The 17,413-nt window shown below is 69.0% G+C and carries 18 protein-coding genes; 12 read left to right on the forward strand and 6 right to left on the reverse strand.

The features are described 5' to 3' along the window. The first annotated feature begins 7 nt into the window (after positions 1-7). Together AC07NS_RS01120 and AC07NS_RS01125 are read left to right on the forward strand one after the other, a co-directional pair. Positions 8-1,969 (forward strand): alpha/beta hydrolase family protein, encoded by a 1,962-nt coding sequence (locus AC07NS_RS01120; protein ID WP_494600807.1) that lies wholly within the window; start codon positions 8-10, stop codon positions 1,967-1,969. 115 nt (positions 1,970-2,084) lie between these two features. Then, a complete protein-coding gene (locus AC07NS_RS01125; RefSeq protein WP_494600808.1) occupies positions 2,085-3,989 on the forward strand; it encodes an alpha/beta hydrolase family protein in 1,905 nt (634 codons plus the stop codon). Between the two features lie 6 nt (positions 3,990-3,995). Here AC07NS_RS01125 and AC07NS_RS01130 read toward each other — a convergent pair whose 3' ends face one another. Together AC07NS_RS01130 and AC07NS_RS01135 are read right to left on the reverse strand one after the other, a co-directional pair. After that, complete coding sequence (locus AC07NS_RS01130) at positions 3,996-4,994, reverse strand: GlxA family transcriptional regulator (protein WP_494600810.1); 999 nt, start codon at positions 4,992-4,994, stop codon at positions 3,996-3,998. Continuing rightward, a complete protein-coding gene (locus tag AC07NS_RS01135) occupies positions 4,991-5,536 on the reverse strand; it encodes a cysteine hydrolase family protein (RefSeq protein ID WP_494600812.1) in 546 nt (181 codons plus the stop codon). The genes AC07NS_RS01130 and AC07NS_RS01135 overlap by 4 nt, the downstream gene beginning before the upstream one ends. Positions 5,537-5,754: 218 nt before the next feature. Between AC07NS_RS01135 and AC07NS_RS01140 the strand changes: the two genes are divergently transcribed. The 10 genes from AC07NS_RS01140 to AC07NS_RS01185 all read left to right on the forward strand — a co-directional run bounded on the left by AC07NS_RS01140 (position 5,755) and on the right by AC07NS_RS01185 (position 14,237). Beyond that, on the forward strand, positions 5,755-5,943 hold the full coding sequence (locus tag AC07NS_RS01140) for a hypothetical protein (protein WP_494600813.1): 189 nt from the start codon (positions 5,755-5,757) through the stop codon (positions 5,941-5,943). Between the two features lie 37 nt (positions 5,944-5,980). Further along, entirely contained in the window at positions 5,981-6,781 is an 801-nt protein-coding gene (locus AC07NS_RS01145; protein WP_494600814.1) for a transglutaminase-like domain-containing protein, read from the forward strand. Positions 6,782-6,879: 98 nt separating this feature from the next. After that, the gene (locus AC07NS_RS01150) at positions 6,880-8,100 is read left to right on the forward strand and encodes an MFS transporter (protein WP_494600815.1); all 1,221 of its coding nucleotides are present in this window, start codon (positions 6,880-6,882) and stop codon (positions 8,098-8,100) included. Between the two features lie 152 nt (positions 8,101-8,252). Further along, positions 8,253-8,453 (forward strand): 50S ribosomal protein L35, encoded by a 201-nt coding sequence (rpmI, locus tag AC07NS_RS01155; RefSeq protein ID WP_018061454.1) that lies wholly within the window; start codon positions 8,253-8,255, stop codon positions 8,451-8,453. A gap of 15 nt (positions 8,454-8,468) precedes the next feature. Then, positions 8,469-8,825, forward strand: a complete 357-nt coding sequence (gene rplT, locus AC07NS_RS01160; protein WP_058347692.1) for a 50S ribosomal protein L20 — start codon at positions 8,469-8,471, stop codon at positions 8,823-8,825. Positions 8,826-8,948: 123 nt separating this feature from the next. After that, on the forward strand, positions 8,949-10,022 hold the full coding sequence (gene pheS, locus AC07NS_RS01165; protein ID WP_494600817.1) for a phenylalanine--tRNA ligase subunit alpha: 1,074 nt from the start codon (positions 8,949-8,951) through the stop codon (positions 10,020-10,022). After that, the gene (locus AC07NS_RS01170; protein ID WP_494600818.1) at positions 10,022-10,390 is read left to right on the forward strand and encodes a hypothetical protein; all 369 of its coding nucleotides are present in this window, start codon (positions 10,022-10,024) and stop codon (positions 10,388-10,390) included. The genes pheS and AC07NS_RS01170 overlap by 1 nt, the downstream gene beginning before the upstream one ends. Then, positions 10,387-12,825: a phenylalanine--tRNA ligase subunit beta gene (gene pheT / locus AC07NS_RS01175; protein ID WP_494600820.1), complete on the forward strand. Its 2,439-nt coding sequence runs from the start codon at positions 10,387-10,389 to the stop codon at positions 12,823-12,825. The genes AC07NS_RS01170 and pheT overlap by 4 nt, the downstream gene beginning before the upstream one ends. 87 nt (positions 12,826-12,912) lie before the next feature. Further along, on the forward strand, positions 12,913-13,185 hold the full coding sequence (locus tag AC07NS_RS01180) for a GNAT family N-acetyltransferase (RefSeq protein ID WP_198574062.1): 273 nt from the start codon (positions 12,913-12,915) through the stop codon (positions 13,183-13,185). Positions 13,186-13,358: 173 nt separating this feature from the next. Beyond that, positions 13,359-14,237, forward strand: coding sequence for a 3-hydroxybutyryl-CoA dehydrogenase (locus AC07NS_RS01185; RefSeq protein ID WP_494600821.1), 879 nt, complete (start codon positions 13,359-13,361; stop codon positions 14,235-14,237). A 124-nt stretch (positions 14,238-14,361) separates the two neighbouring features. On the opposite strand, the gene AC07NS_RS01190 is transcribed toward AC07NS_RS01185, so the two are convergent. From AC07NS_RS01190 to AC07NS_RS01205, 4 genes are read right to left on the reverse strand one after another with little or no spacing between them, the layout of a single operon-like run. Beyond that, positions 14,362-14,721: a type II toxin-antitoxin system VapC family toxin gene (locus AC07NS_RS01190; protein WP_494600822.1), complete on the reverse strand. Its 360-nt coding sequence runs from the start codon at positions 14,719-14,721 to the stop codon at positions 14,362-14,364. 44 nt (positions 14,722-14,765) lie between these two features. Then, positions 14,766-15,017: a hypothetical protein gene (locus AC07NS_RS01195; protein ID WP_494600823.1), complete on the reverse strand. Its 252-nt coding sequence runs from the start codon at positions 15,015-15,017 to the stop codon at positions 14,766-14,768. A 36-nt stretch (positions 15,018-15,053) separates the two neighbouring features. Then, on the reverse strand, positions 15,054-16,925 hold the full coding sequence (gene feoB / locus AC07NS_RS01200; protein ID WP_494600825.1) for a ferrous iron transport protein B: 1,872 nt from the start codon (positions 16,923-16,925) through the stop codon (positions 15,054-15,056). Further along, entirely contained in the window at positions 16,922-17,242 is a 321-nt protein-coding gene (locus AC07NS_RS01205; RefSeq protein WP_494600826.1) for a FeoA family protein, read from the reverse strand. The genes feoB and AC07NS_RS01205 overlap by 4 nt, the downstream gene beginning before the upstream one ends. Positions 17,243-17,413 lie beyond the last annotated feature (171 nt).

The raw sequence follows: 17,413 nt of genomic DNA on the forward strand, positions 1-17,413 counted from the left end.
TAGTTTCGTGCGTATCAAGGATTTCGCGATCGCCATCTGCGCGACCGCTCTGCTGTCTGGCGTCCAGGCCAAGGCCGCGCCGCTGTCGACCTACGGCAAGCTGCCGACGATCGAGGATGTCGAGATCTCGCCGGACGGCACGCGCCTGGCGGTGTCGCTGACCGACGGCGAGCAGCGCGTGCTGACCATCCACAACGCGACCGACAACAAGCTGCTCAAGGCCCTGCGGATGGGCAACAACAAGCTGCGCTGGGTGCAGTGGGCCGACGCCTCGCACCTTCTGGTCACCGTCTCGTCGACGGCCAGCGTCGTCGGGCTGGAAGGCCCAAAGCGCGAGTACTGGATGACCTCGCTGTACGACCTGGACACCGACAAGGCGCGCCTGCTGCTCGACAACCAGCCGGATTCGATGAACGTCGTGCTCAGCGCCGCCTCGCTGCGCTCGGTCGACGGCGCGCCGACGGCCTTCGTGCAGGGCATCCACTTCGTCGACAACTTCGGCCGCAACACCCTGTTCGCGGTCAATGTGAAGAACGGCCGCACCCGCATGATCGAGGCGCGCTCGGAAGACACCGACGACTGGCTGGTCGGCGGCGACGGTGTGCCGCTGGCCCAGTCGCAGTACGACGAAAGCAAGGGAACCTGGGTGCTGCGCATCAAGGGTCCGAAGGGCTGGACCATCGTCGACCGGGCGGTCAGCCCGATGGGCTCCTACGGCGTCTCGGGCCTGGGCCGCGACGGCAAGTCGGTGCTGGTGGCCCGCGTCAACGACAAGAACGAGACCGTCTATCGCGAATACGCCGCCGACGGCGCGCAGGTGGACGTGCCGATGGAGGTTCCGTTCGACGGCCTGCTGCGCGACCCAGGCAACGACGCCCTGATCGGCGGAGTGTCGCTGGTCGGCGACAAGACGCGCTACGTCTTCTTCGATCCCAAGGACCAGTCGCGCTGGAACGCCGTCGAGAAGGGTTTCGCCGGCTCGCGGGTGTCGCTGTCCTCGTGGTCGGCCGACCGCACCAAGGTGGTCGTCCGCGTCGACTCGCCGACCGACGGCCCGGCCTACGCCCTGGTCGACATGACGGCCAAGACCGCCTCGTGGATCGGCGACGAGTACAAGGACCTGACCGCCGCCGACATCGCCGAGGTCCGCCCGGTGAAGTACAAGGCCGCCGACGGCCTGGAGATCACCGGCTACCTCACCCTGCCCAAGGGCCGGGACCCAAAGAACCTGCCGCTGGTGGTGCTGCCGCACGGCGGTCCCGAAGGCCGTGACATGCCGGGCTTCGACTGGTGGGCCCAGGGCCTGGCCTCGCGCGGCTACGCGGTGCTGCAGCCCAACTTCCGCGGGTCGGAAGGCTTCGGCTGGGACTTCATCAAGGCCGGCTTCGGCGAGTGGGGCCGCAAGATGCAGACCGACCTGTCGGATGGCGTCCGCTGGCTGGAGAAGCAGGGCATCGCCGATCCCAAGCGCGTCTGCATCGTCGGCGCCAGCTACGGCGGCTACGCGGCCCTGGCCGGCGCGGCGCTCGATCGCGGCGTCTATCGCTGCGCCGTGTCGGTGGCCGGCCCGGCCGACCTCAAGCGCATGCTGCAGGACGACCAGGAACGCCACCTGTCGCGCAACAACTCGACCCTGCGCTACTGGCTGCGCTTCATGGGCGCCGACGGCATCCGCGATCCCGACCTGGCGGCGATCTCGCCGGCCAAGCTGACCGACAAGATCGACATCCCGATCCTGCTGATCCACGGCAAGGACGACACGGTCGTTCCCTATGTGCAGAGCAAGATCATGGCCGACGCCATGAACCGGGCCGGCAAGCCGACCGAGCTGGTCACCCTGGCCAGCGAGGACCACTGGCTGTCGCGCGGCGCCAGCCGCCAGCAGATGCTGAACGCCACCGTTCAGTTCCTCGAGAAGCACAATCCGCCCGACCCGGCCGCCCCGGCCCAGACGACGGCGGCGCGCTGAAAAAGCGGACAGGCCTTTCTCCACCGCAACGCAAGATCGACTTAACGTTGAAAAGGGCGCGTCGCCATGCGATGCGCCCTTTGTGCTTCGGGGGAAGTTTATGCGTTGTGTTGCCTTGACCGGCCTGACGGCCGCTGCCGTCCTGGCGGGATCCCTTTGCGCGGCCGCCGCCGCGCCGCTCGCGGCCTACGGTCGCCTGCCCGCGATCGACGAGGTCGTCATTTCCAGCAGCGGCGAGCGGCTGGCCTTCCTGGCCCAGAAGGGCGAGCTGAGAACGGTGTCGGCCTATGACCTGGGAACCGGCAAGACGCTGGCCTCGGCCGGGGTGGGCGAAACCAAGGTCCGCGATCTGCTGTGGGCCGGCGATCGCTCGGTGATCGTCGGCACGACCTCGGCGGCCACGCTCTACGACTACGACACCGACCTGACCGAGTGGCTGATCCCGCAGACCCTGGACGTGCAAACCGGCAAGGTCGGCCCGCTGCTGAAGCCGATGCTGGGCCTGATCGGCGGCGCGATGGGCATGCCCGATATCCGCGAGACCGGCGTCGCCGCCACCGCCTTCATGACCGTGCCCTACCAGGGCAACGCCTCGGGCCTAGCGCTGTTCGAGATCGATACGGCGACCGGCAAGGTCCGCTCGGTGACCGAGGGTCACAGCAAGGTGCGCGACTGGACGGTCTCGGCCGCCGGCGCGCCGCTGGGTCGCGGCGTCTACGATCGCGAATCCGGCGCCTTCCGCGTCGAGATCGCGGACGGGCGCGGCTGGCGCAAGGTCTATGAGAACAGCTCGCGCTTCGGCCGTTCCCGCCTGGTGGGCCTGGGCCGCGACGGGACCGGCCTGCTGGTCACCGACGCCGGCGCCGACGGCCGCCAGGCGCTGGTCGAGGTCGACGCCCAGGGCGCGAGCCGCACGATCAAGGCCGACCCCGGCGCGGATCGCCTGATCTTCGATCGCCGTACCCAGGCCCTGATCGCCCTGGCCTACGGCGGCGACAATCCGCGCTACGCCTTCTTCAACCGCCGCCTGGCCGAGCGCTGGTCGGCCGTCCTGCCGCTGTTTCCACCCGGCCGCCTGGAGTTGAAGGATTTCGACGCGGCCATGGACCGGCTGATCGTGCGGGTCGAGACCGCCGGCGACGCCGGGTCCTACCACCTGGTCGATTTCCGCGGCGAGACACCCAGGATCACCGGCATCGGCGCGGCCTATCCGGACCTGCGGGCCGAGGACCTCTCCGAGGTCCGGAAGATCACCTACAAGGCCGCCGACGGGCTCGACCTCGACGGCTATCTGACCCTGCCGCGCGGCAAGGATCCCAAGGCCCTGCCGCTGATCGTGCTGGCCCACGGCGGTCCCGAAAGCCACGATGAACCGGGCTTCGACTGGTGGAGCCAGGCCCTGGCCTCGCGCGGCTACGCCGTGCTGCGGGTCAATTTCCGCGGCTCGAACAACAAGGACCGCGCCTTCCGCGACGCCGGCTTCGGCGAGTGGGGCGGCAAGATGCAGACCGACCTCTCGGACGGCGTGCGCTGGCTGGCCAAGGACGGGATCATCGATCCCAGGCGCGTCTGCATCATGGGCGCCAGCTATGGCGGCTATGCCGCCCTGGCCGGCCCGACGCTGGATCCGGGCGTCTATCGCTGCGCCGTCTCGGTGAGCGGCGTCTCCGACCTGAAGGGCATGCTGACCGAGGAGACCTCGGACGGCGACAAGGCCGGGGTGCGCTACTGGCGGCGGTTCATGGGCGTCGACAAGAACCCGGACCTGGCCCTCCAGCGCTCGCCCCTGCGCCTGGCCGCCAGGGCCGACGCCCCGATCCTGCTGCTGCACGGCCAGGACGACAGCGTCGTGCCCTTCGAGCAGAGCAAGAAGATGGCCGACGCCCTGAAGGCCGCCGGCAAGACCTACCGCTTCGTGCCTCTGCAGAAGGAGGACCACTGGATGTCCCGCGAGGACACGCGCCAGCGGATGCTGTCCGAGGCGGTGGCCTTCGTCGAGCAGTACAATCCGGCGAACTGACGGACGCTAGAGCGCTTTGGAACGCGCCCGCGCCGCCCTGGGCGGCGTGGGGTGGTGGCGGCCCCAGACGCGACGCAGCTGGCGGGTCGAGGCGAAGCCGGCCCGCTCGGCGACGCTTTCCATGTCGAGGCGAGTCGCCGACAGCATCTCGCTGGCCAGCGCCAGGCGCAGGCGGTTGACGTAGTCGGTCAGGTTCATGCCCGCGTGGGCGTTGAACAGCCGCGACAGGTGCCGCGGGCTGGCGGCGGCGAGGTCGGCCAGGACCTCCAGGCTCCAGTCGCGGGCCGGATCGGCGGCGATGGCGTCCTGCACCCGGTGAATGGCCGGATGGACGTGGTTGCGCCCCTCCAGCCACGGCGACAGCTGCGGGTCGGACGGTCCGCGGCGCAGATAGACCACCATCTGGCGGGCGATCGACACGGCCTGGGCCGGGCCGCGCAGCCGGGCCACCAGATGCAGCATCAGATCGACGCCCGAGGTGACGCCGGCGCTGGTCAGCCGCTCGCCGTCCTCGACGAACAGGCGGTCCTCCAGCACCCGGGCGCTGGGCGCCAGGCGGGCCAGTTCCTCGGTGCAGACGTGGTGGGTGGTGCAGGCCCGGCCGGCCAGCAGCCCCGCCCGCGCCGCCAGCAGGCTTCCCGAGCAGATGCAGGCCAGGGTCACGCCCGGCCGCACGGCCCGCGCCAGCCAGGCGACGATGGCGGCCTCGTCCCCGGCGTCCGCGGCCGAAGCCCCCTGCCCGCCCAGCACCTGATCGACATTGCCCGAGACGATGACCAGCGCCCCGTCCGGCAGGGCGTCGGGCAAGGGCTGGATCCCGGCCAGCGTCAGGCCGATGGAGCTCTCCACGCTCGACCGGGCGGCGACATAGGTCACCACGAAGCCCGGCGCGCCGGGCTCGAACGTCGCCCGCCGCAGCACCTCCAGCGGTCCGGCCACGTCGAGCAGCAGGGTGCGCGGCGGCAGGACGACGAAGACTGGGATGACGGCGGGCGGCTGGCTCATGCGGCTTCGAGGGCCTCCTCGACGGTGGCGATGCGGGCGAAGCGTTCGTGCAGAACGAGCTCGGTGCGGGCCTTGATGTCGTCGACGGTGAAGACCCGGCCATGGCGGTCGGTCATGTCGAAGGTCAGGGTGGCCTCGGTGACGTAGTCGACCGCGAAGCCCAGGTCCGAGGCATGGCGGGTGGTGGTCTCGCAGCACTGCTCGGTGCGGATGCCGCTGACGATCACCTTGCCGATGCGGTTGCGGATCAGCCAGACCAGCAGGCCGGTGCCGGCCAGGGCGCTGTGGGCGGGCTTGTGGAAGGTGACGTCGGGTTCGAACGACAGCCCCTCGACCGTGCGCACATGGCCCGAGGCCAGGCTGAACAGCCCTTCTTCCTCGACGTGCAGGATCTGCACGACCGGCAGGCCCTTGGCCTTGGCCCCGTCGATCAGGGCCTGCTGGCGCTCCAGATAGACCCCGGCCACGGCCGGATCCCACGAGGCGCGCTGGCGAAAGGAATCCTGGGCGTCGACGACGATCAGGGCGGTGGCGGCGGACATTTACGTTGCTCCGTGGCGATGACGATGCCGCAAGCTACGCACGCCCTTCAAGGCGAATAAGGAAGCTGCCGGACGAAGAGCGGACAGAAAAGGACATCGAGGCGCCACAACGATCTTCGCCCCCTTCTCCGCGCCCGCTCGCTTTCGGCGCCGTTCGGCCCCATATGATGAAGCGTGGAGCCCGCCTCGGACTTCGCCCCCGGCGAGGAGCTTCCCCCTTGAGACATCCCCTACGCGCGCCGGAGTACCGCGCGCTGGCCGCCGCCGCGCTCGAAGCAGCCGGCAAGTGCGCCCTGCCCCACGTCCAGGCCAAGCACGAGCACGCCGCCCGCACCTGGAGCGACCTGGCCGACGCCGAAGACGCTCGCGCGGCGACGCGGGTCCGAATGACGACGTCGGGCGTTTAGCGACGCCACCTTCCGCTCCAGCCTGGAATCCCGCGCGATGCGTCTCTCGATCGACTGCCGCCTGCGCTACGAGGTGCGGACCCCCACCAGCTTCATCCTGGCGATCCAGGCCGCCGACGGCGCCGACCAGGCGGTGCTGGACGAGACCATTCTGCTGCCGCCGGGCGTGAGCGCCGACTTCTTCGTCGACGCCTTCGCCGGCAACCGCTTCATCCGCTTCCTCGCCCAGCCCGGGCCGCTGGATATCGGCTATGTCGCGACGGTCGAGCGCCAGACGCTGGTCGATCATCGCGACTTCATCGGCGGGGCCGTGGTCAACGACCTGCCGGCGACCGTGCTGCCCTATCTGAACCCCAGCCGCTACTGCCCGTCCGACCGCCTGACCGCCTTCGCCCGCCAGACCTTCGGCGCCCGCCCCCAGGGCCTGGGCCAGGTGCAGGCGATCGCCGACTGGATCGCCGCGACCATCACCTACGAGGCCGGGACCAGCAGCGACGCGACCTCAGCCATCGACACCCTGGTCGACCGCAAGGGCGTCTGCCGCGACTTCGCCCACATCGGCGTCGCCCTGTGCCGGGCGCTCGACATGCCGGCCCGCTTCGTCTCGTGCTACGCGCTCGACCTTCGGCCGGCCGACTTCCACGCGGTGTTCCAGGTCTATCTGGACGGCGCCTGGCGGACCTTCGACGCCACCCGCCGCGCGCCGCTGGCGGGTCTGGTCCCCATCGGCTTCGGCCGCGACGCCGCCGACGCGCCGTTCGCCGCGACCTTCGGCGACGCCAGGTTCGAGGCCAAGTCCATCCTGGTGACGCGGGCGGACGAGGGCCCGGCCGCCTAGCGGCGCCTCCGCTTCGAATCGTCTGCATCCGGAAACTGACATTTCAGTCGCTTTTCCGGGCTATCGGGCGTAGAGGAGCCGCCTCGAAGGTTCCCGTCATGTCCACGATTTCCGCGCCCGTCCCTGCGCCGGCGCCCGTACACAGTTCCCGCGCCCTCTACGTCCTGCTGCTGGTGGTGTTCATCAACCTGGTGGGCTTTGGGCTGGTGATCCCGCTGCTGCCCTTCTACGCCAAGGCGCTGAACGCCAGCCCGTGGCAGGTGACGGCGCTGTTCTCGGCCTATTCGCTGGGCCAGTTCCTGGCCGAGCCGTTCTGGGGACGCCTGAGCGACCGCATCGGCCGGCGGCCGGTGCTGATCGTCACCATCCTGGCCAACACCCTGTCGTACGTGGCCCTGGCCTTCGCCCCGACCATCGCGGTGGCCTTCATCATCCGCTTCTTCAGCGGCGCGGCCAGCGGCAACATCTCGACGATCCAGGGCTACATGGCCGACGTCACCCCGCCCGAGAAGCGGGCCGGGCGCATGGGCTTGCTGGGCAGCGCCTTCGGGGCCGGCTTTGTGGTCGGCCCGGCCCTGGGCGGCCTGCTGGCCCACCCGGACGCCGGACGCCTGGGCTTCCAGATCCCGCTGTTCGTGGCCGCGGGCCTGGCGGCGGCGGCCTCGCTGGGCGTCTTCCTGTTCGTGGTCGAGAGCCGCGCGCCCCGCAAGGACGCCCCGCCCCCGCCGCCTCGACGCGAGGCCCTGAAGGCCGCCTTCGCCCATCCGGTGCTGTCGCGCGTGCTGATGGTCACCTTCGTCTCCACCGCCGCCTTCTCGGGCATGGAGGCGATCTTCGGCCTGTGGACCTCGGCCCGCTTCGGCTGGGGCCCGCAGCAGGTGGGGCTGTGCTTCGCCGTCATCGGCGTGGTGGCCTCTCTGGGCCAGGGCGTGCTGACCGGACGCCTGGCCCGCCGCTACGGCGAGCCCAAGGTGCTGACCACGGGTCTGGCCATCATCTGCCTGTCGATGGCGATCACTCCGTTCGTGCCCAGCGGCCATTTCGTGCCGCTGTTCGTGGGCCTGACGGCCTTTGGCCAGTCGCTGGTGTTCCCGTGCATCGCCGCCCTGATCTCGCGCGCGACGCCGCCCGACCAGCAGGGGGCGATGCTGGGCCTCAACATGGCCGGCGGCTCGCTGGCGCGAATGAGCGGTCCGATGATCGCAGGACCCCTGTTCGGCCTGACCATGGCCGGCCCGTACTGGTTCGGGGCGCTGCTGACCGTGCCGGCCGTCGCCCTGGCGGTGACGGTGGGCCGCCGCGCCAAGGCCGCGCCGTAAGGGCCTGGGGACTAAGAGTCCGCCAGGCCTTGCTTTTCACCCGGGGTTCCCGTATTCACCCCGCCTTTCCGGAACCGCCTGGCCAATTTGGCATGCCATGGCGGTTCGTCTCGCTATCCAGAGGACAGGGCCGTTAAACGCTCTGACGCGAAATGCCTAAGTTGAAGACGAAGTCGGGCGCCAAAAAGCGCTTCAAGATCACCGCCACGGGCAAGCTGAAGGCCGGCGTCGCCGGCAAGCGCCACCGCCTGATCGGCCACAACGGCAAGTACATCCGCCAAAACCGCGGAACGAAGGTGATGAGCGAGGCTGACGCCAAGACCATCCGTTCGTACCTGCCCTACGGCCTTTAAGAGGAGCGCTGACACATGGCTCGCGTTAAACGTGGCGTCACCGCCCACGCCAAGCACAAGAAGGTTCTTGAACAGGCGAAGGGCTTCTACGGCCGCCGCAAGAACACCATCCGTACGGCCAAGGCCGCGGTCGACAAGGCCGGCCAGTACGCCTACCGCGACCGCAAGGTGCGCAAGCGCGCCTTCCGTTCGCTGTGGATCCAGCGCATCAACGCCGGCGCCCGCACCGAAGGCTTCACCTACTCGCAATTCATCCACGGCCTGGACGTGGCGGGTATCGTGATCGACCGTAAGGTCCTGGCGGACATCGCCGGCAACGACGCCGTCGCGTTCAAGGCCATCGCCGACAAGGTTCGCGCGGCCCTGGCCTAAGGAACTTCCGAGCCTCACCGCTCGAACGATCCTTTAAAAGCCCTCCGGCGCGAGCCGGAGGGCTTTTTGCTGCGCGTTATCCGGTTCCACCCGACGTCAAAACCGCCTAGACGAAACCCCGTCATGACCGATCTCAACACCCTCGAATCCGACGTCCTGGCCCAGGTGGCCGGCGCGGCCGACCTGCAAGCCCTCGACGCCGTCCGTGTGACCGCCTTGGGCAAGACCGGCTCGATCTCGGGCCTGCTCAAGACCCTGGGCGCGATGAGCCCCGACGAGCGCAAGGAACGCGGCGCGGCGATCAACGCCCTGCGCGACCGCGTGCAGTCGGCGATCACCGAGAAGAAGGCCGCGCTGGAAGCGGCCGAACTCGATGCGCGCCTGGCCCGCGAGACCCTCGACCTCACCCTGCCCGGCCCCTATCGCCGCAAGGGCTCCGTCCACCCGACCATGCAGACCATGGACGAGATCGTCTCGATCTTCGCCGAGATGGGCTTCGCCGTGGCCGAAGGTCCGGACATCGAGGACGACTTCCACAACTTCACGGCCCTGAACTTCCCCGAGAAGCACCCGGCCCGCGAGATGCACGACACCTTCTTCTTCAATCGGAAGGAAGACGGCGAACGCATGCTGCTGCGCACGCACACCAGCCCCGTGCAGGTGCGCACTATGGTCAGCGAGAAGCCGCCGATCCGCATCATCGCGCCGGGCCGCACCTATCGCGTGGACAACGACGCCACCCACACGCCGGTGTTCCACCAGGTCGAGGGCCTGGTGATCGACAAAGGCATCCACATGGGCCACCTGAAGTGGACCCTGGAGACCTTCCTGGCGCGGTTCTTCGAGACCGACGCGGTGACCACCCAGTTCCGCCCGCACCACTTCCCGTTCACCGAGCCCTCGGCCGAGATGGACGTGCAGTGCGACCGCTCGGGCGGCGAGATCAAGATCGGCCAGGGCACGTCGTGGCTCGAGATCCTGGGCTGCGGCATGGTTCACCCGAACGTGCTGCGCGCCTGCGGCATCGATCCGGACGAGTACCAGGGCTTCGCCTTCGGCGTCGGCGTCGATCGCCTGGGCATGCTGAAGTACGGCATGCCGGACCTGCGCGACATGTGGTCGTCGGACAGCCGCTGGCTGGCCCACTACGGCTTCTCGGGCTTCGCCGCGCCGAACCCCGCCTCGGGGCTCAGCTGATGAACGCGCGTCCGACCATCGACGGTTCGGCCAAGGTCTTCGAGAACCTGGAGATCTCGCTGATCGACCTGTTCCGCGCCCAGCTTCAGGGCGGCGTCAACATGGTCGCCGGCCGCACCTTCAGGAACTGCCGCCTGCACGGGCCGGTGGTGATGCTGGCGCTGGAAGGCGTGACCTTCGACTCGACCAACTTCGGCTTCCACGGCGGCGACATCGCCAACCTCGTTCTGCGCCCGGCCGGTGAAAAGGTCATCGGCGCCCTACCCTTCAAGGATTGCGCCTTCATCGGCTGCCAGTTCTTCGCGGTCGGCTTCACCGGCCCCGAGACCTTCCTGCAGCAGATCCTGGCGTTGGAAACCACGCAATGAAGTTCACCCTTTCCTGGCTCAAGGATCACCTCGACACCGAAGCGACCGCCGCCCAGGTGGTCGCCGCCATGACCATGGCCGGCCTCGAGGTCGAGCACGTCACCGACCCGGCCGCCAAGCTGGCCGCCTTCAGCGTCGCCAAGATCGTCGAGGCCGTTCAGCACCCGAACGCCGACCGCCTGCGGGTCTGTCAGGTCGACACGATCGACGGCCGCAAGGAGATCGTCTGCGGCGCGCCTAACGCCCGCGTCGGCCTGACAACCATCTACGCTCCGATCGGCGCCTACGTGCCGGGCCTGGGCGTCACCCTGGTCGAGAAGCCGGTGCGCGGCGTCGTCTCCAACGGCATGCTGTGCTCGGGCTCCGAGCTCGAGGCCGACGACGGTTCGGAAGGCATTCTGGAACTGTCCGGCGACCTGGCCGTGGGTACGCCCGCCGCCACGGCGCTGGGCCTGGAAGCCGTCATCGACTTCGAGGTCACCCCCAACCGTCCCGACTGGCTGGGCGTCGCCGGCATCGCCCGGGATCTCGCCGCCACGGGCCTGGGCAAGCTGAAGGACCTGTCGATCGCGCCGATCGCCGGAACCTTCCCCTGCCCGATCGCCATCGAAGTCGACGGCGAGGCCTGCCCGGTGTTCGCCGGCCGCCTGATCAAGGGCGTCAAGAACGGCCCCTCGCCGCAGTGGCTGCAGGACCGCCTGAAGGCCATCGGCATCAATCCGAAGTCGGCCCTGGTCGATATCACCAACTACATCTCGTACGACCGCGCCCGGCCGCTGCACGTCTATGACGCGGCCCTGCTGTCGGGGACCAAGATCGAGACCCGCCTGGGCCGTCACGGCCTGAATGGCGACGAGCACCTGATCGCGCTGGACGGCAAGACCTACGAGCTGACCCCGTCGATGTGCGTCATCGCCGACGCCGGCGGGGAACGCCCGATCGGCCTCGGCGGCGTCATGGGCGGCGAGAGCACCGGCTGCTCGGAAGCCACCGTCGACGTCTTCGTCGAGAGCGCCTGGTTCGAGCCGATCCGCATCGCCCAGACCGGCCGCGAGACCGGCATCAACAGCGACGCCCAGTACCGCTTCGCCCGCACGGTCGACACCGGCTCGGTGGTTCCGGGCCTGGACCTGGCCACCAAGCTGATCCTGGAGCTGTGCGGCGGCGAGGCCTCGGAAGTCGTCGTCGCCGGCGAGGCCCCGGCCGCGCCCGGCCCGATCCTGTTCGACCCGGCCTATGTGCAGGCCCTGTCGGGTCTGGAGATCGCGCCGGAAAAGAGCCTGGAGATCCTCCAGGCCCTGGGCTTCAAGGTCGAGCCGCCCAAGGACGTGCCCGTCGCCGAGTTCGCCACCCACGCCGAGAGCGTGGTCTGCGTGACTCCGCCGACCTTCCGCCGCGACGCCCATGGCAAGGCCGACCTGGTGGAGGAAGTGGCCCGCATCGCCGGCTACGGCGCCCTGCCCTCGACGCCCCTGCCCGAGGTCGCCCGCGCCGTCGGCGGCGTGCTGACCCCGCGCCAGGTGCGCGCCCGCGCCGCCCGTCGCGCCCTCGCTGCCGCCGGCTACGCCGAGGCCGTGACCTGGAGCTTCACCAGCCGCGCCACGGCCCAGCTGTTCGGCGGCGGCGCCGACGCCCTGGTGCTGGCCAATCCGATCGCCTCGGAACTGGACTGCATGCGCCCCTCGGTGCTGCCCAACCTGATCGAGGCCGCCGGCCGCAACGCCCGCCAGGGCTTCCCGGACGCGGCCCTGTTCGAGGTCGGCCCGGTGTTCCTGGGCGACGGTCCCAAGGACCAGCGCACGGTCGTCGCCGGCATCCTGGCCCCGCGCCCGCCGCGCGCCTGGGACAAGCGCTCGGCCGAGGACGTGTTCACGATCAAAACGGATCTGCTGAACCTGCTGGAGGAGATCGGCGCGCCGGTCGCCTCGCTGCAGACCGCGCAAGGTTCGGCCTCGTCGTGGTGGCATCCCGGCCGCTCGGCCCGCCTGCAACTGGGCCCCAAGGCGGTGATCGCCGAGTTCGGCGAGATCCACCCCGCCGTGCTGAAGGCCCTGGACGTGGCCGGCCCGGTCTACGGCTTCGAGATCACCCTGGAGGCGATCCCCGAGCCGAAGAAGAAGGCCGTGAAAACCAAGCCGGCCTTCAGCCCCTCGGCCCTGATGCCGCTGAGCCGCGACTTCGCCTTCGTCGCCGACAAGGCCAAGGCGGCCGGCGACCTGGTCAAGGCCGCGGCCGGCGCCGACAAGGCCCTGATCGCCTCGGCCCGCGTCTTCGACGTCTATGAGGGCCCCGGCGTGCCGGAGGGCTTCAAGTCGGTGGCCATCGAGGTGCTGGTCCAGCCGCGCGACGCCACCCTGACCGACGCCGAGATCGAGGCCCTGTCGGCCAAGGTCGTCGCCGCGGTCGAGAAGGCGGGCGGCAAGCTGCGGGCTTGAGCTTGATCCTTCAAGCCTAGACGCCATGTGAGGGGCGAAGGTGATGCTGCGCTGCATCCACCTTCGCCCCTTTCGCGTTTCAGGCCCATGAGCGACGACCTCTTCAGCCACAACCCCGCCAAGAGCCGCTACGAGCTGGAGGTCGACGGCCTGATCGCCTTCGCCGACTACCAGCGCAGCGGCCATCGCCTGGTCATCCCGCACGTGGAGGCCGATCCCGCCCTGCGCGGCACCGGCGCCGCCGGCCGCCTGATGGTCAAGGTCGCCGAGGTGGCCCGGGCCGAGGGCATGCGGATCACTCCGCTGTGCTCCTACGCCGCCGCCTGGCTGCGACGAAACGACCCCGAACTGATCGCCTGACGCCTTCCGACAGGCGGATAATCCGGGAACAGGACGGGGAACGTCGCTCGCCCGACGTTTGCGGCGCAGCAAAGCCCTTGGCGAGCGTGCGGTTCCTCGTGCTAGAACTTCGGCGACGGTACAGCGCGCCCTGCCGGGAGCTTGCGCGATCGTGAGCGAAGGCTTGGATTTTCATGGTTGATATCAAGACGGTCGGCGTAATCGGCGCCGGTCAGATGGGTTCGGGCATCGCCCATGTCTGCGCTCTCGCGGGCTACGACGTCCGCCTGCACGACATCTCGCGCGAGCGTATCGACGCGGGCCTGGCCCTGATCGAAAAGAACCTCGCCCGCCAGGTCACCCGCAACATCATCGACCAGGCCGCGGCCGACGCCGCCCTGGCCCGCATCTCGGCCGCCGAGGCCATCGAGGCCATCGGCCAGACCGACCTCGCCATCGAGGCCGCCACCGAGAACGAAGAACTCAAGAAGGCCATCTTCCGGGGCCTGCAGCCGCACCTGAAGCCCGACACCCTGCTGGCCTCGAACACCTCGTCGATCTCGATCACGCGCTTGGCCTCGGCCACCGATCGTCCCGAGCGGTTCATCGGCCTGCACTTCATGAACCCCGTCCCGCTGATGAAGCTGGTCGAGATCATCCGCGGCATCGCCACCGACGTGCCGACCTACGAGACGGCCGTGGCCTTCGCCAAGTCGCTGGGCAAGATCACCAGCAACGCCGAGGACTTCCCCGCCTTTATCGTCAACCGCGTGCTGGTGCCGATGATCAACGAGGCGATCTACACGCTGTACGAAGGGGTCGGCACGGTCGACGCCATCGACACCGCCATGAAGCTGGGCGCCAACCATCCGATGGGCCCGCTGGAGCTGGGCGACTTCATCGGCCTGGACACCGTGCTGAGCATCATGAACGTGCTCTACGAAGGCCTGGCCGACAGCAAGTACCGCCCCTGCCCGCTGCTGGTGAAGTACGTCGAGGCCGGCTGGCTGGGCAAGAAGACCGGCCGCGGCTTCTACGACTACCGCGGCGAGGTCCCGGTCCCGACGCGCTAGGCGCGCCAGGGTTAGGTGTATGCGGCTAACCCGCCCAGGCGCGCTCCAAGTATTTGAATCTGGAGCTTGCTGATCAGCAAGCTCCAGGCGCGTCGGATCACCAGAGGATCGGGACGTCGTAGGCCTACACGGCCTCGTCGACGGTGACGAGGTGGAGGTCGCGAAGCTTCGCCTGCGCGATCAGGATGCGATCCCACGGATCACGGTGATGGTACGGCAGCGCTGCGGCCGTCGCGCAATCACCAGGGAGGATCGGCAGCCAGGAAAGGCCCTGATCCTCCACCGCCTTCTCAAGATCGACCGGCATGCGCTCAAGAGGCGCTCCACGCGCCCTCAGCCGCTTGTAGAGCACCTCGTACATCGACACGGCGCTGACGAAGATTTCGTTGTCCAGATCGAGCATCGCCGCGGAGACCACCGGCGAAAGCCTCGCCTGATCGCTCAGGCTCCAGATCAGGACGTGAGTGTCGATCAGCAGTCGCATTCCACGCCCCAGACCTGATCAGCCTACTTCCGCGGGAAGATGGGCTAGTCCATCAAGGCTTCGATCTCGGGATCGGGACCGATGAAGAGGTCAGGCGGCAGGTCCAGATTGAGATGCTCCCACACCCCCAACCGGCGCTGCGCCTTGGGCGTATCGGCGGCATCTGGCTTCTTTTCGACATTCACCGTCGCGATGACCTTGCCGTCGCGGACGAGCGTCATGTCCTCGCCCGCATCGATCACGGCCAGGAGTTCATCCAGGCTGTTCAGCTTGGCGATGTCGAACTGGATCGTCATGGGCGAAGCCTAACACGGCCTCGCCCGCTCGACGACTCACCCCGCCCCGAGCGCCACGGCCACGTGGTAGACGACGAAGGCCGCCAAGTAGGCCAGGGCGACCATGTAGACGAACATCACGGTCGGCCAGATCCAGCTGTTGGTCTCGCGCTTGACCACGCCCAGGGTGGGCATGCACTGCGGCGCGAAGACGTACCAGGCCAGGAAGGCCAGGGCCGTGGCCAGCGACCACTGGCTGTTCAAGGTGGCCGACAGGGCGTCGGTGGAGCCGTCGGCCCCGCCCACGGCGTAGACCGTGCCCAGCGCCGCCACGGCGACCTCGCGGGCCGCCATGCCGGGGATCAGGGCCACGGTCATTTGCCAATTAAAACCAATGGGCTGCATGACGGGGGCCAGGAAATGGCCCAGGCGCCCGGCGATGCTGTAGTCGATGGCCGGCCCCGTCGCGCCTTCCGGCGGATAGGGGAAGGTCGACAGCACCCAGACCAGCACCATCAGAGGCATGATGATGCGGCCGGCGCGGTTCAGGAAGATCTTGGCGCGGGTCCACAGGTTGAGCAGCAGGTTGCGCGGCTCGGGCCAGCGATAGGTCGGCAGCTCCATCATGAACGGCTCGACCGTGCCCCGCCAGAAGATGCGGCGGATGACGAACGACACCAGCAGGGCGAAGACGATGCCGGCGGCGTAGAGGCCGAACATCACCAGGCCCTGCAGCGACAGGCCGTTGACCGTGGTCCGCGGGATGAAGGCGCCGATGATCAGGGTGTAGACCGGGATCCGCGCCGAGCAGGTCATCAGCGGAGCCACCAGGATGGTGGTGAGCCGGTCCTGCTTGTTGTCGATCACCCGCGTGGACATGATCCCCGGGATCGCGCAGGCGAAGCTCGACAGCAGCGGGATGAAGGCCCGGCCGTGCAGGCCCGCCCCGCCCATGATCTTGTCCATCAGGAAGGCCGCGCGGGTCATGTAGCCGCTGTCTTCCAGCAGCAGGATGAAGAAGAACAGGATCAGGATCGGCGGCAGGAACACCAGCACGCTGCCGACGCCGGCGATCAGGCCGTCGGCGATGAAGCTGGAAAGCAGCCCCTCGGGCAGGTGGGCGGTGACGAAGGCGCCGAGCGCGGCGAAGCCGCCGTCGATGGCGTCGGCCGGGATGGTCGCCCAGGTGAACACCGCCTGGAACATCACGAACAGCAGGGTGAACAGGATCGCCAGGCCCGCCACCGGATGCAGCAGCACCGAGTCGATCTTGCCGGTCACCGTGTCGGGACGCTCGGGCGGGCGCACGCAGGCCTTGAAGATGCGCTGGGCCTCGGCGTGGGCGGCGCGGATCTCGCCGGCGCTCGGCTCGCGCCAGGTGTTGTCGACGGCGTTCGAGTGGGTCAGCGTCAGGGTGTCGACCTGGGTCAGCAGCTCGTCGAGGCCGCGCTTGCGGGTGGCCACGGTGGTGACGATCGGCGCGCCGATCTCGCGCGACAGCTGCTCGACGTCGATCCGCAGGCCCTGGCGCTGGGCGATGTCGAACATGTTGAGGGCCAGCACGAACGGCCGGCCGACCTGCTTCAGTTCGAGCACCAGGCGCAGGACGAGACGCAGGTTGGTGGCGTCGGCCACGCAGACCAGCACGTCGGGCGCGGTCTCGCCAGCCAGGCGGCCCAGCACGGCGTCGCGGGTGACGACCTCGTCCGGACTGCGGGCGCGCAAGCTGTAGGTTCCCGGCAGGTCGAGCACGCTGACGGTGCGGCCGCCCGGCGTGACCAGCTGGCCTTCCTTGCGCTCGACGGTGACGCCGGCGTAGTTGGCGACCTTCTGGCGGGCCCCGGTCAGGGCGTTGAACAGCGCGGTCTTGCCGGAATTCGGATTGCCGACCAGCGCGATGCGCGAGGGCCGGATAGCGGTGTCGGTCAAAGCGTCTTTCCGTCGAACTGAACGGTCACGGCGCGCGCCTCGCGGCGGCGCAGGGCCACGCGGGTGTCGTCCACCCGCACGGCGATGGGATCACGGCCAAAGAGGCCTTCCTGCAGGATCTCGATACGGGCGCCTTCGACGAAGCCCATCTCCAGCAGGCGGCGCTCCAGCTCCTCGGCGGCCACCGCCTCGGGCGCGCCGGTCTCGCCGCGCACCGCAACGATCACGCCCTTCTCGCCGCGCGCGGCCGTGCTCAGGGCGCGGGTCGGGGCGTCGGAAGCTACGGAAGCGTCAGCGGTGAGGACGGCGTCGGTCATCTGGGGCCTCGCGGCGAAAACTTGCGAACGGTTATCAGCCCTAACCGCCACTGTCGACGAAAGGATGGCCGCCGCGAACGGCGGTCTCGAAAAAAATCAACAGGGGATGCGCGGCGTAATGGCCCAGCCGCGTTAATCTATTCGACTCAAGGCCGCAGCGGTTGCATTAAT

This window comes from Caulobacter sp. GW821-FHT10A10 (assembly GCF_059415745.1).